Consider the following 12874-nt stretch of genomic DNA (forward strand, 5'->3'; position numbering starts at 1 on the left):
CCGACCGTGGGCGGTGATGGGCAGGGCTGCCGCGAGGTCCTGCCGATCCGTGCCCACGGTCGGCCACGACGAGCTGCGCGCCGGTCAGCGCCAGCGGTACTCCAGCTCGGGGCGGCCGGTGCCGCCGTAGCGGGGCGCCCGGGCGACCAGGCCGGTGTCGGCGAGGTACTCCAGGTAGCGGCGGGCGGTGATCCGGGAGGCGCCGATCAACTCGGCGGTCTCGGCGGCCGACAACCCACCGCCGGCGGCCCGCAGGGCCGCGACGACGGCGTCCAGGGTCTCCCGGCCCATGCCCTTGGGCAGCGGCGCCGGCCGGCTCGGCCGCACCCCGCCGAGCACCCGGTCGACGTCGTCCTGACCGGCGGCGTCCCCGCCGGCGCGCAGCCGCGCGCGGTACTCGGCGTAGCCGGCCAGCCGGTCGCGCAGGGCCGGGTAGGTGAACGGCTTGAGCAGGTAGCCGACGACGCCGAGAGCGGCCGCGGCCCGCACGGTGGCCAGCTCCCGCGCCGAGGTCACGGCGAGGACGTCGACCTGCGCGCCCGCGGCGCGGATGCGCCGGCACAGCTCGAGGCCGGAGGTGTCGGGCAGGTTCACGTCGAGCAGCACGAGGTCGACCGGCAGCCGGGCCAGCGCGTCGAGGGCCTGGGCGCCGGTGGCGGCGACGGCGGCGGTGGCGAAGCCCGGCGTCCGGTCGACGTAGGCGCGGTGGGCCTCGGCGGCGACCGGCTCGTCCTCGACGACGAGGACCTGGACCACCGGGGCGGAGGTCACCGCGCCGCTCCCGCGTGGACCGGCAGCGGCAGGGAGACGACGAACCGCGCGCCCGGGCCGGGGCGGACGGTGATCGTGCCGCCGTGCCGGCGCACCGCCTGGGCGGCGAGGGCGAGGCCGAGACCGCGGCCGAGCCCGGCGGGCGCGCCGGTCTCCTTGGTGCTCCAGCCGCGCTCGAACAGCCGCGGCAGGTCCTCCTCCCGCACGCCCGGCCCGGTGTCCTCCACCCGGATGTGCAGCCACCCGTCGGCGACCTCCGCGGCGAACTGCACCTCCCGCGGCGGGTCGCCGGCCAGAGCGGCGTCGATGGCGTTGTCCAGCAGGTTGCCCACGACGGTCACCAGGTCCCCGCCGGGCAGGCCGGTCTCCCCGACCGCGGTGGCCGGGTCGATCTCGAGCAGCACCCCGCGCTCGTGCGCGGTCGCCGCCTTGCCGAGCAGCAGCGCGGACAGCACCGGGTCACCGACCGCGTCGACCACCCGGTCGGTGAGCCGCTGGGCCGAGGCGAGCTGGGCGGTGGCGAACTCGATCGCCTCCTGGGTGCGGCCGAGCTCGACGAGGGAGACGGTGGTGTGCAGCCGGTTGGCCGCCTCGTGCGCCTGCGCCCGCAGCGACTCGGCGAAGGACCGCACGCTGGCCAGCTCGCCGGTGAGCACCCGCAGCTCGGTGGAGTCGCGCAGGGTGACCACGGTGCCGGCGGAGCGGCCGCCCGGCCGGGGTGGTGCCTGGCTGACCACGAGCACGCGGCTGCCGGTCACGTGCACCTCGTCGACGGCGGTGCGCTGCTGGGCGAGAACCGCGGTGAGCTCCGGGGGCAGGCCGAGCTCGGCGACGTGCCGGCCGGTGGGGTCGCCGTCGAGCCCCAGCAGCCGCCGGGCCTCGTCGTTGACCAGCTGCACCCGCTGCTCGCCGTCCACCAGCAGCAGGCCCTCGCGGACGGCGTGCAGGACGGCGTGGTGGTAGTCGACCATCCGCGCGAGCTGACCCGGGGACAGGCCGTGGGTCTGCCGGCGCAACCGCCGGGACAGCGCCCAGCTGCCCAGGGTGCCGACGGCGAGGGTGACCAGCGCCGTACCCACGATGCCGGGGACGGCGGCGGCGAGGTCCTGCCCGATCGCGGCCACGGTGACGCCCGCGGACACCAGGGCGACGACGCGCCCGCCGGCGTCGACCACCGGGCCGGTCGCCCGCACCGAGGGGCCGAGGGTGCCGGTGTAGGTCTCGGTGAAGGTCCGCCCGGCGAGGGCGGGCGCGATGGTGCCGCGGAACGGCCGGCCGATCTGGGCGGGGTCGGGGTGGGTGTAGCGGGTCCGGTCGGGGGCGAGGACGGTGATGAACGACGTCCCGGTGTCGGCGCGGACCTGCTCGACGTAGGGCTGCAGGACGGCGGTGGGGTCGGGGCCGGTGACCGCGTCGAGGACCAGCGGCGAGTCGGCCAGGCTCTCCACGATGGCGGTGGCCTCCTCCGCGGCCTTGTCCCGGACGGCCTGGCGGGCGTCGAGGTAGGCCACGACCGTCGAGGTCAGCACGACGACGGTCACCACCAGCGCCTGCAGGAGCAGCAGGCGCCGGGCCAGGCTCACGTCGCCGCGGCGGCGGGGCGTGCGCCAAGCGGCTCCGGTCACGACCGCGAGTGTGCCGCGCGCGCCGTCGGTCGCCGTGCCCCGTGAACGCAATGAACACATGCGTGACCTCGGTCACGCCACGCCGCACCGTGGTCCTCGCCGCCCGTGCCGGCGACGACCCAACCCACCCCGGAGGCGCCCGCGCCACCGGCCGACCTCCAGGAGCTCCGCATGGCGTCAGGCACCGCCGTCGAGCCGACCGCCACCAAGCGGCGGGACCGCACCCACTGGCTGTACCTCGCCGTCATCGGCGCGGTGCTCGCCGGCATCGCGGTGGGCTTCGCCTTCCCCGAGTTCGCCGTCGAGCTCAAGTGGCTCGGCACGGCGTTCGTGGCGCTGATCAAGATGCTGATCGCGCCGGTCATCTTCTGCACGATCGTGCTGGGCATCGGCGCCATCCGGCAGGCGGCCAAGGTCGGCCGGATCGGTGGGCTCGCGCTCGGCTACTTCCTGCTCATGTCGACCGTCGCCCTGGCGATCGGCCTGGTCGTGGGCAACGTCCTGCACCCCGGCGACGGGCTGGCGCTGTCCGACGAGCTGCGCGGCGCGGGTGCCGACCTGGCCGGCGAGGCAGAGCAGGGCGGCGGGACGACCGACTTCGTCCTCGGCCTGATCCCGACCACGCTGGTGTCGGCGCTGACCGACGGCTCGGTGCTGCAGGCACTGGTGGTCGCCCTGCTCACCGGCTTCGCCATCCAGGCCATGGGCCGCGCCGGCGAACCGATCCTGCGCGGCATCGGGCACTTCCAGAAGCTGGTGTTCCGCATCCTCGCGATGATCATGTGGGCAGCGCCGATCGGCGCGTTCGGCGCGATCGCCGCAGTGGTCGGCGAGACCGGGGTCGACGCCCTGAAGAGCCTCGCGGTGATCATGCTGGGCTTCTACGCCACCTGCCTGCTGTTCGTGGTCGTCGTCCTGGGGCTGCTGCTGCGGCTGATCGCCGGCGTGAACGTCTTCGCGCTGCTCAAGTACCTGGGCCGCGAGTTCCTGCTGATCGTCTCCACCTCGTCGTCGGAGACCGCGCTGCCCCGGCTGATCGCCAAGATGGAGCACGCCGGCGTCAGCCAGCCGGTCGCCGGGATCGTCGTCCCGACCGGGTACTCGTTCAACCTCGACGGCACCGCCATCTACCTGACGATGGCCTCGTTGTTCATCGCCGAGGCGCTGGGCGACCCGCTGTCGGTCGGCGAGCAGATCGGCCTGCTGCTGTTCATGATCATCGCCTCGAAGGGCGCCGCCGGTGTCACCGGCGCGGGCCTGGCCACGCTGGCCGGCGGGCTCTCGGCGCACCGGCCGGAGCTGCTGGACGGCGTCGGGCTGATCGTCGGCATCGACCGGTTCATGTCCGAGGCGCGGGCGGTGACCAACTTCGCGGGCAACGCGGTCGCCACCGTGCTGATCGCCACCTGGACCAGGGAGATCGACCGCGACCAGATGTCCGCGGCGCTGTCGGGTCGCAGCCCCTTCGACGAGTCCCGGATGATCGACGACCACGGCGACGACCTCCCGGCCTCCGGGAGCAACGCCGGGCCGGGGCAGCGGGACGCCGAGGCCGCGACGCGCAGGCTGGCGGAGTCGTCGCTGCGCTGACCGCGTCGTCCGCGACCCGGGGTGCCCGGCCCGATCGAGGGCCGGACACCCCTCCGTCGTTGATCATGGGGTTGTTGCCGGCGACACGGCACGACACGCCACGACCGCCCGCGACAACCCCATGATCGACAGCCGGCGAGCTGCCCGATGGTGAGCACCCCGTCCTCGCTCATGCCGACGACGGTGCACCCTCCAGCCGCTGGAGGGTCAGACGACGGTGCACCCTCCAGCCGCTGGAGGGTCACGAGCGAGAGCGGCACCACGCGCAGCCTGCCGTGTGGGCCGGGGACGGGCTGGGGAGTATCGGAGGCGTGACGCGCACCCCCACCACCGACGACTGGGGCATCGACGCCACCTGGCTCGACGCCTTCGACGAGGAACACCAGGTCGCCCGGGCGACGATCGACCGCCTCCGCGAGGTGATCGGCACACCTCCGGCCGACCTCGAGGACCGTGCCCCGATCGTGGCCCGGCCCGGCGACGTGCTGGAGGTGGACGAGGCGGAGGTGACCCTCGAGGACGGCTCCACCCGGCACGTCGACGGCGAGCTGGCCGAGGACTTCCCGCTGGGCTACCACTGGCTGCAGGTGCCCGGGGGCCCGCGCCGGCGGCTGATCGTCTCCCCCGGCCGGTGCTGGCTGCCCGACGAGCGCACCTGGGGCTGGACGGTGCAGCTGTACGCCACCCGCAGCCGCGGCAGCTGGGGCATCGGCGACCTCGCCGACCTGCGCGCCGTCCGGGAGATGGCGGCCGGCCAGGGCGCCGGGTTCGTGCTGATCAACCCGCTGCACGCGGTCGCGCCGACGCCGCAGCAGGAGGCCAGCCCCTACCTGCCGGCGACCCGACGCTTCCGCAATCCGCTCTACCTGCGCGTGCCCGAGGTGCCCGGCGCCGGCGCCGTTGACCTCGAGGAGGACGCCGGCCGCGGGCTGTCGGAGGGCGAGCTCGTCGACCGCGACGCGATCTGGGCGCGCAAGCGGGAGGTGCTGCGCCGCGTCTTCGACGCCACCGGCCGGGACGACCCCGCCTTCCCCGACTGGTGGTGGCACCAGGGCCAGCCGCTGCAGGACTGGGCGACCTGGTGCGCCCTGGCCGACGTGCACGGCCCCGACTGGCACACCTGGCCCGAGGAGCTGCGCGACCCGCGCAGCGGCGCGGTCGGGGACTTCGTCGCCGGGCACGAGCGCGACGTCGCCTTCCACGCCTGGCTGCAGTGGGCCCTGTACCTGCAGCTGGAGCGGGCCACCGAGGGCATGACCGTCATCCAGGACCTGCCGATCGGCGTGGCCGGCGGCGGCGCCGACGCGTGGACCTGGCAGGGCGTGCTGGCCGACGGCGCCACGGTGGGCGCACCGCCGGACGCGTTCAACTCCCAGGGGCAGGACTGGGGCTCGCCCCCGCTGGTCCCGTGGCGGCTGCGCGAGGCCGGCTACGAGCCGTTCATCGAGTCCATCCGGGCCACGATGGCCGGCGCCGGGGGCCTGCGCATCGACCACGTCATGGGCCTGTTCCGGCTGTGGTGGGTGCCGGCCGGCAGCAGCGCGGCCGACGGCGCCTACGTGCGCTACCCGGCCGAGGACCTGCTCGACATCGTCGCGCTGGAGAGCTCCCGGGCGCAGGCCGTCGTCGTCGGCGAGGACCTCGGCACCGTCGAGGAAGGCGTCCGCGAGGCGATGGCCGAGCACGGCATCCTCGGCTACCGGCTGCTGTGGTTCGAGGAGGACGAGCCCGCGCGGTGGCCGGTCGAGGCGATGGCCGCGATCACCACCCACGACCTGCCCACCGTGGCCGGGCTGTGGAGCGGCGCGGACCTCGAGGAGCAGCGCGAGCACGGCACCGGCACCGACGAGGAGCTCGAGCGCGGCCGGAGGTCGCTGCTGGCCCGCCTGCCGGGCCTGCGCCGCAACGCCAGGCCGGAGACGGCGGTGCGGCGGGCCCACGAGCTGCTGGCCCGGGCGCCGTCGCTGCTGCTGTCGGCCACCCTGGAGGACGCCGTCGGCGAGCGCCGCCGGCCCAACGTGCCCGGCACCACCGACCGGCCCAACTGGTCGCTGCCGCTGCCGGTCCCGGTCGAGGACCTCCCCGGTCACCCGCTGCTGCAGGCGGTCGCCGGCACCCTCGCCGCGGGGGTGCGCGGCGACGCGCAGGAGGCCACCGGCTCCTGACGACGTCAGCGCTGGTCCAGGTCGACCCCGACCACCAGCGGGTCGTGGTCGCTGGAGCGGTACGGGTCCGGCGCGTACAGGGCCGGGTCGCCGGTGTACTGGTAGGCCACCGACTCGACCGAGTTGACGTTCCAGTGCGCGACGCCGGTGACCTCCGCGGTCAGCTCGGCGGTGGCCAGGGCGTGGTCGAGCGAGCCGGACAGCCCGTCGAAGACGTAGCTGGAGCGCCCCGGGTCGAACTGCGCGCCGAGGTCGGTCAGGCCGGCCTCGCGCAGGGCCGCGACCGGGTCCTCCTGGCTGTAGGCGTTGAGGTCGCCCATCGCGATCACGTCGGGGTCGCCGGTGTCGGCACGCAGCCGGTCGACGAACGCGGCCAGCGACCGCGCCTGGCGGACCCGGTCGCCGTTCCACGCGCCCTGCCCGTCCCCGGCGTCGGCGTTGTCGCCGGTGGCGCCGTCGGCGGAGCCCTTGGACTTGAAGTGGTTGGCCACCACGGTGAGGGTGTCGCCGTCCTCGGCGAAGGTCTGCGCGATTGGCTCGCGGGCGTTGGCCCAGACCGTCTCGTCCACCACCCCGACCGGCTCGCCGACCGGTGCGACGACGTCGGCGCGGTAGACGATCGCGTTGCGGATGACGTCCCGCTCGACGCCGTAGAGCTCGGCCGGCAGCGAGACGTAGCGCCACACCTCGGCGTCCGCCGCCCCGTTCAACCGCCGCACCAGGTCGGCCAGGGCCCGGTCGGCGTCGCCGGGCGAGAAGCCGGTCGTGTCGGTGTCCTCGACCTCCAGCAGGGTGACCACGTCGGCGTCCAGGGCCGTGACCGCCGCGACGACCTTGGCCGCCTGCTCCTCGAACTCGGCCTCGGTGCGGGCACCGCGGGCGTCGGGGCCGGTGCGGGTGAGGAAGTAGTTGAGCACGTTGAAGGTGCCCAGCCGCAGGTCCCCGCCGACGTCCTCCGGGGCGGACGGGCGGGTGTCCTGCGGCGCGAAGACGCCCGCGGCCGTGCCGTCGGCCGGCTGCAGCCGCCACGCGCCGAAGCCGTACCCGAGGACCAGGGGCTCGGTGAAGCGCAGCCGGTCCCCGACCCGCACCGGGGTGTCAGGGGTGAGGTAGGGCCGGTCCGTGGTGCTGGTCCGGGCGCTGACGCCGTCGTCGAGGACGACGCCGCGCAGTGCGTTGTCCGCGGCGACGGCCTGCGCGTCCGGCCCCGGGCGGGCCGCGTCGGTCGGCTGCAGGAGAACCCCGCCCGCGGCGAGGGTCAGCTCGCCGTAGCTGGTGAGGTCGTGCACGTCGCTGACGGTGAGGGGGGCGGCCGGGGTGACCAGCACGCCCTCGAGCCGCTCGCGGGCGGCGTCGTCGGCCGGCAGGTCGAGGACGGCGGGCGCCGGGAGGTCGGCGGCCGAGCCGTCGGCGCAGACCGCGACGCCGGTGCCGGAGTCGACCTGGGTCTGGCCGCCGAACTCCTGCACCTGGCCGCTGACCGCGACCACGTCGCCGAGGTCGACCGCGACCGGGCTGTGCACGAAGACCCCGTCGGAGGTGGCCGGGTCGCCGTCACCGTCGGCGTCCTGCAGGTAGAAGCCGGAGAGACCGGGGAGGTCGCCGACCACGACGCCGCGGACCGTGACCTGCTGACCGATCAGCGGCGTCGTGGCACCGGCGCCCTGCACCTGGCCGATCTCCCGCGTCGGCACCGTCGCGCAGGCGTCGGGTTCTGCCGAGGCGGGCGCGGGGAGGCCGACCACGGCCAGGACGGCGGCGGTGAGGCCGAGGGTGGCGCGACGGCCGGTGCCGTCGCCGCGGCGGAGCAGCACGGGGACCTCCCCGGGGGCCGGTGGTACAGCCCGCACGCTAGTCGCCCTCGGTGACCAGTGCATCGACGAACCGTGGCCATCCGGTGACCCGCCGGCGCCCGCAGCGAGGTCGAACAGGCGTTCGACCTCGTGCGACACTTCCCCGGTGGCTGGCGGCATGCACCCGGGGCGGTCGGGTCGGTCTCTCGGCGAGCGGGCGGCGGTGTCGGGCGCGGGCACACCGAGCGGGCCGGACCCGGCGCCGCGGGCACCCCTGCCGCCCACGACCCCGGAGCGCCACGTCGAGGGTCGGGGACGGCACTGCTGGGTGCACGACCCGCCCGGCGCACCCGGCGTGTGGCCGGGGCTGCTCGTCGAGTGGCGGCAGAGCGAGGGCGGCTGGCACGGCCGGGTGACCTACGCCGTCGCCGGTCCGCACGGGACGGTGCTCGTGGAGGCATGGGTGCCCGCCGCCCTCCTCGAGCAGCGCTGAGCACGGGTTACCGACGTCCCCGGATGGCTATGGCTGCCGGCGACGGACACCCCGACCGAGCGGAGACCTGCGATGAGCGAACCCGACCGCCCCACCCTCGACGACGTCATGACGCCCACCGAGAACGCGCCGCGCGACCGGCAGGAGCACGGCAAGACCGACCCGCGACCCGACGACGACTGGCTGCAGCACCGCACCGAGCAGGAGCGGCAGGTGGTCGGCTCCGACGACGCCGACCCCGCCGGCGCCGACCTCCACTCGGCCACCGACTGAGCGGTGACATCGTCGGCCTCCCGGCCGACACCGCGGCCACGTGCCGTCCCCCAGCGACGTAGAGCCCCAGACCCCCGTTCCTGCTCAGGGGAGCCTCCAGCCCCCCGCTCCCAGGAACCAACACCGCGGCCACGTGCCGTCCCGGGCACCGCCGAACCGCTGACCGTCCTCGGTGGGGAGGAGCCGATGACCCGTCTCTCACCGGGGGACGTCGCCTGCTGGGTGCTCAAGTCGACCCGCCCCCCGTCCCGGATCGAGGCCGGCTGGGCGGCCGGGGAGCCGCGCGTGATGACCCGCTGCGTGCGCCGCTCCTACCGGCTGGGGCTGATGCGCCCGGGCCAGCCCTGCCTGCTCTGGGTCAGCGGCCGCACCGCACCGGGCGTGCACGCCCTCGGCGAGCTCGCCGACGACGTCGAGGAACGCCGGGACGGCCCGGTCGTCGCCGTCCGGCTCACCCCGCTGCCCTCCCCCGTCCCGCGCGCCGACCTGCTGGCCGACCCCGCCGCCCGGGACGCCGAGGTGCTGCGGATGCCCGCCGGCAGCAACCCGTCCTGGCTGTCGGCGGGCCAGTTCGCCGCCGTCCTGGCCCACCTGCCCGCCGCGGAGCCGACTCCGGTCGCCGCGCTGGGACCATGGCCTGCGTGACTCCCTCCCGGTACCGCTGGGGTGCGCTCGCCTGGCTGCTGACCCTGCAGTTCTTCGTCGTGGAGACGATCGCCCAGCTGCAGACAGACGGCGCCTACTCCCGCACCGCCGAGGTGATCAGCGCGCTGGGCACCACCGCCTCCCCGGCGCACGCGCTGATGAACGCCTCGTTCGTGGCGCAGGGGCTGCTCATCGGCGCCGGCGTGCTCCTGCTGCGCCCGGCGCTGACCGGCCTCGGCGGCCGGCTGGCGCCGGCCTTCCTCGCCGCGGCCGCCGTCGGGGTGGTGCTCGTCGGGCTGTTCCCGTCGGACGGGTCGGCGGCCCTGCACGAGGCCGGCGCCGGGCTGCACCTGCTCGGCGGCGGGTTCGGGCTGATGGCCCTGGCCTACGCCGTCCGGCCGCGGTCGGAGGCGCTGGGGACGACGCTGGCCCTGCTCGGGGTCGTCGGCACGGCGATGACGGTCTTCTTCGTCGCCGGGATCACCGGCTTCCTCGGCACGGGCGGCACCGAGCGCGCCGCGGCCTACCCCATCCCCGTCGGGCTGGCGCTCGCCGGCGCCGCCCTGTGGTGGTTGGCCCGGAGCCCGGCGTCGTCCGCCGGCCGGCCGTCGCGGCGGGAGCTGCGGGCACAGGAGCGGGCCGCCCGGGCCGAGCGCGCCCGGGAGCGGGACGCGGCGCTGGAGGCGGCCGCGGGCCGGGCCGAGGCGGCCCGCGGCCGGCCCGCGGAGGCGGCCGAGCCGGACGACGACTTCGACCCCGAGGACCCCTGGGCGCCGCGCCGCGACTGAGGAAGGACCCCCTTGCCCCCCACCACTCGCAGGCTCGCGGCGGGACCCTGCAAGGGGGCCGCCCGTCCTCCCCACCCCTCGCAGGCTCGCGGCGGGACCCGGGACGGGGCCACCCCTGCCCCCCACCACTCGGAGAAGGGTGGTCCTTCCTCAGCCGGCCGCCGGCTCGAAGTGCAGCACGTCGCTCACCGGGCGCCGCCCGGAGTGGGAGCCGCCCTGCGTCGACGGGTAGCCCATCCGCAGCAGCATCTGCGGGTAGCCGACCAGCGACAGCCGGGTGCGCATCCGGGTGCGGGTGGCCGGCCAGTCCAGCGCCTGGGTGAGCGGCGAGGCCACCAGCCCCTCGATCGTGGCCTCCAGCAGCAGCCGGCCCAGCGCGCGGCCGCCCAGCAGCCACGCCGTCCGGTCGTCGCTCTCGGTGCCGAGCATGACGACCGTGGGCCGCTCCACCGCCGGCGGCGGCGCGTCCGGGTCGCCCGCCGGTAAAAAGGCGTGCGGCTCCCGGCTGCCGGCGACGAAGTCGCGGATCAGCCAGTTGGAGGGCCGGGTGGCCGGGTCCTCGTCCGGGACGGCCACCACGGGGACGCCGTCCACCGCGGCCGGGTCGGTGCGCAGCCAGCTCTGCAGCTCGGCGAGGTACTCCGGGTCGCTGCGCTCCATCTCCTCGGCGCGGGAGATGAGGAAGGCGGTGGCGACCTGCTCCTCGGACTCGGTGATCGGCTTGAGCCAGACGCCGAGCCGGTCCGCGGTGGTCTGCAGCCGGTCGACCACCTCGTCGGGGACCGCGCGGGGCAGGAACGGTGCCCGGTCGGTGTGCCGCCGGCCGATGGCCTCGGCCGAGGCGGCGTCCTCGGCGGACACCTCGCGCGCGGCCCCGGCGCGCACCGTGGCCAGGTGGTCGGCGTCGGCCGGACTGGGCAGCAGCTCCACCTCCGCCTCGAACCCGGCCGCGCACAGCGCGACGACGGCGAACTCGACGGCGACGCCGCAGCTGATCACCTGCTGGCGGCCGGTGCGGTCGAGCACCGGCAGCGCGCGCCCGCGGTCGTAGTGCACCTCCAGCCGGTCGCCCGACGCGGTGAACCGCCAGGGCTGCGTGTTGTGGATCGACGGCGCCCGGATGGCGGCCGCGACCACCTCGGTCCAGCGCTGCTCGTCCATCTGGCGCACCTCCGCACCTCCCGGGGCCGCCCCCGTGCGGGGAGCCGACTCCTGCCTACCCCATGGGACGCCGTGGGCGCACGGGGCGTGCGGCCTGCCGACCCGGGATCCGCGCGGTGAAGATGGGGGCATGACCGACGCCGCCCGGGATCCCAGCGCCGACGCGTCGCTGGAGGAGATCCCGCCCGAGGAGTGCTACCGGCTGCTGGCCACGCAGGAGATCGGGCGGCTCGGGGTGAACGCCGAGCACCACCCGCTCATCTTCCCGGTCAACTTCGGCCTGGACGGCAGCACGATCGTCATCCGCACCCGGCCGGGTACCAAGCTGACGGCCGCGGTGCACGCCAACGTCAGCTTCGAGGTCGACGAGATCGACCGGCGCACCCGCAGCGGGTGGAGCGTCCTGGTGCGCGGCCAGGCCGAGGAGGTCGGCGAGGAGCACCGGGCGGAGCTGGTCGCGCGCACCCACGCCACCGGCGTCGAGCCGTGGGCCCCGGGCGACACCGGCCACTGGCTGCGGCTGATCCCCCACGAGATCTCCGGACGGCGGATCGTGACCGGCGAGCTGCCGCCCGCGGTCGACCCCCGCGCCTACCTCTGACGGGACGCCCCGCACCCGGCCTTGATCACGGCGGGGAGAATGCGGGCATGAGCGCCCCTGACACCGCCGTCCGGACCCTGCGCGTGCTGGTCGGCTACGACGGCTCCCCGAGCGCCGTCAACGCGATCGAGGCGGCCGCCCTGCTGGTGCCGTCGGCGCGCGCGTCGGTCCTGCACCTGTGGGAGCCGCCGTTCACCTCCCCGGAGCTGCGGCAGCGGCTGGCCGGTCGGGCCGCCGGTCTGGAGGCGCTGGGCGAGCTGCTGGAGACCGAGGGCCGCGCGGAGGCCGAGCGGCTGACCGGCAACGGCGTGAAGCTGGCCCGTGCCGCCGGCTGGGAGGCCGAGCCGCTGGTCGAGCGGACCTTCGGCGGCGACGGCTACCAGTTCGCGCGGACCGCGCAGGAGCAGGGCGCCGACCTGGTGGTCGTGGGCTCGCGCGGGCTGGGCGGGGTGCGGGCCACGCTGGGCAGCGTCTCGGAGCTGGTGGTGCAGGTCAGCCCGGTGCCGGTGCTCGTGGTGCCGCACCCGCTCACCACGGCCGAGTGGTCGGCGGCCGCCTCGGGGCCGGTCGTGGTCGGCACCGACGGCTCGGCCGGCGCCGACCGGGCGGTCGCCGCGGCCGCCGCGCTGTTCCCCGGCCGCGAGCGGCTGCTGGTCGCCGTCGCCGAGCCGGACGACGGCCCCGGGCCGACGGCTCCCGACGGCGCCGAGCTGATCACCGTGCCCTGCTCCGGCCGCCCCGGCAGCGCGCGGGCCACCGCGGCGACCCTGGCCGAGATCGCCGCCCAGCGCGGCGCGGGGGTGGTCGCCGTGGGCAACCGCGGGCGGTCGGCCAGCCGGGAGCTGCTGGTCGGGCACGTCTCCCGGGCGCTGCTGCACTGCGCCCACCGGCCGGTGCTCGTCGTGCCCGGGAGCCGGCCTGGCGCCGCCTGAGCCGGACCGGGCTGCGCGCCCCGGGCAGGGCGCCGCT

At 76.2% G+C, this 12874-nt stretch carries 12 protein-coding genes; 8 read left to right on the plus strand and 4 right to left on the minus strand.

Translation table 11 applies throughout. The annotated features are described in order from the left end of the window. Nucleotides 1-84: 84 nt before the first annotated feature. On the minus strand, nucleotides 85-771 hold the full coding sequence (locus DQ238_RS19685; RefSeq protein ID WP_113782938.1) for a response regulator: 687 nt from the start codon (nucleotides 769-771) through the stop codon (nucleotides 85-87). Next, nucleotides 768-2396, minus strand: coding sequence for a sensor histidine kinase (locus tag DQ238_RS19690; RefSeq protein WP_113782939.1), 1629 nt, complete (start codon nucleotides 2394-2396; stop codon nucleotides 768-770). The genes DQ238_RS19685 and DQ238_RS19690 overlap by 4 nt, the downstream gene beginning before the upstream one ends. Before the next feature lie 171 nt (nucleotides 2397-2567). Here DQ238_RS19690 and DQ238_RS19695 point away from each other — a divergent pair, with 171 nt between their 5' ends. After that, entirely contained in the window at nucleotides 2568-3986 is a 1419-nt protein-coding gene (locus DQ238_RS19695; protein WP_113782965.1) for a cation:dicarboxylate symporter family transporter, read from the plus strand. A 311-nt stretch (nucleotides 3987-4297) separates the two neighbouring features. Beyond that, nucleotides 4298-6151, plus strand: a complete 1854-nt coding sequence (gene malQ, locus DQ238_RS19700) for a 4-alpha-glucanotransferase (RefSeq protein ID WP_113782940.1) — start codon at nucleotides 4298-4300, stop codon at nucleotides 6149-6151. Nucleotides 6152-6156: 5 nt separating this feature from the next. Here malQ and DQ238_RS19705 read toward each other — a convergent pair whose 3' ends face one another. Then, entirely contained in the window at nucleotides 6157-7965 is a 1809-nt protein-coding gene (locus DQ238_RS19705; protein WP_113782941.1) for an ExeM/NucH family extracellular endonuclease, read from the minus strand. Nucleotides 7966-8272: 307 nt separating this feature from the next. On the opposite strand from DQ238_RS19705, the gene DQ238_RS23950 reads away from it, so the two are divergent. The 4 genes from DQ238_RS23950 (at nucleotide 8273) to DQ238_RS19725 (ending at nucleotide 10143) form a co-directional block, all read left to right on the plus strand. Further along, nucleotides 8273-8437, plus strand: a complete 165-nt coding sequence (locus DQ238_RS23950) for a hypothetical protein (RefSeq protein WP_233496121.1) — start codon at nucleotides 8273-8275, stop codon at nucleotides 8435-8437. 72 nt (nucleotides 8438-8509) lie between these two features. Then, complete coding sequence (locus tag DQ238_RS19715) at nucleotides 8510-8710, plus strand: hypothetical protein (RefSeq protein ID WP_113782942.1); 201 nt, start codon at nucleotides 8510-8512, stop codon at nucleotides 8708-8710. Between the two features lie 186 nt (nucleotides 8711-8896). Further along, nucleotides 8897-9355: a hypothetical protein gene (locus DQ238_RS22925; RefSeq protein WP_158550855.1), complete on the plus strand. Its 459-nt coding sequence runs from the start codon at nucleotides 8897-8899 to the stop codon at nucleotides 9353-9355. Continuing rightward, nucleotides 9343-10143, plus strand: a complete 801-nt coding sequence (locus DQ238_RS19725; RefSeq protein WP_113782944.1) for a DUF998 domain-containing protein — start codon at nucleotides 9343-9345, stop codon at nucleotides 10141-10143. Before DQ238_RS22925 ends, DQ238_RS19725 begins: the two co-directional genes overlap by 13 nt. A gap of 150 nt (nucleotides 10144-10293) precedes the next feature. Here the strand turns inward: DQ238_RS19725 and DQ238_RS19730 are convergent, their stop codons facing one another. After that, complete coding sequence (locus tag DQ238_RS19730; protein WP_147263144.1) at nucleotides 10294-11304, minus strand: nitroreductase; 1011 nt, start codon at nucleotides 11302-11304, stop codon at nucleotides 10294-10296. Nucleotides 11305-11434: 130 nt separating this feature from the next. Here DQ238_RS19730 and DQ238_RS19735 point away from each other — a divergent pair, with 130 nt between their 5' ends. Both DQ238_RS19735 and DQ238_RS19740 read left to right on the plus strand, forming a co-directional pair. Then, complete coding sequence (locus DQ238_RS19735; protein ID WP_158550857.1) at nucleotides 11435-11905, plus strand: pyridoxamine 5'-phosphate oxidase family protein; 471 nt, start codon at nucleotides 11435-11437, stop codon at nucleotides 11903-11905. Nucleotides 11906-11952: 47 nt separating this feature from the next. Next, nucleotides 11953-12837, plus strand: a complete 885-nt coding sequence (locus DQ238_RS19740) for a universal stress protein (protein ID WP_113782947.1) — start codon at nucleotides 11953-11955, stop codon at nucleotides 12835-12837. The last annotated feature ends 37 nt before the right edge of the window (nucleotides 12838-12874 follow it).

The sequence above is a fragment of the Geodermatophilus sp. TF02-6 genome, from assembly GCF_003319115.1.
GTDB lineage: Bacteria > Actinomycetota > Actinomycetes > Mycobacteriales > Geodermatophilaceae > Geodermatophilus.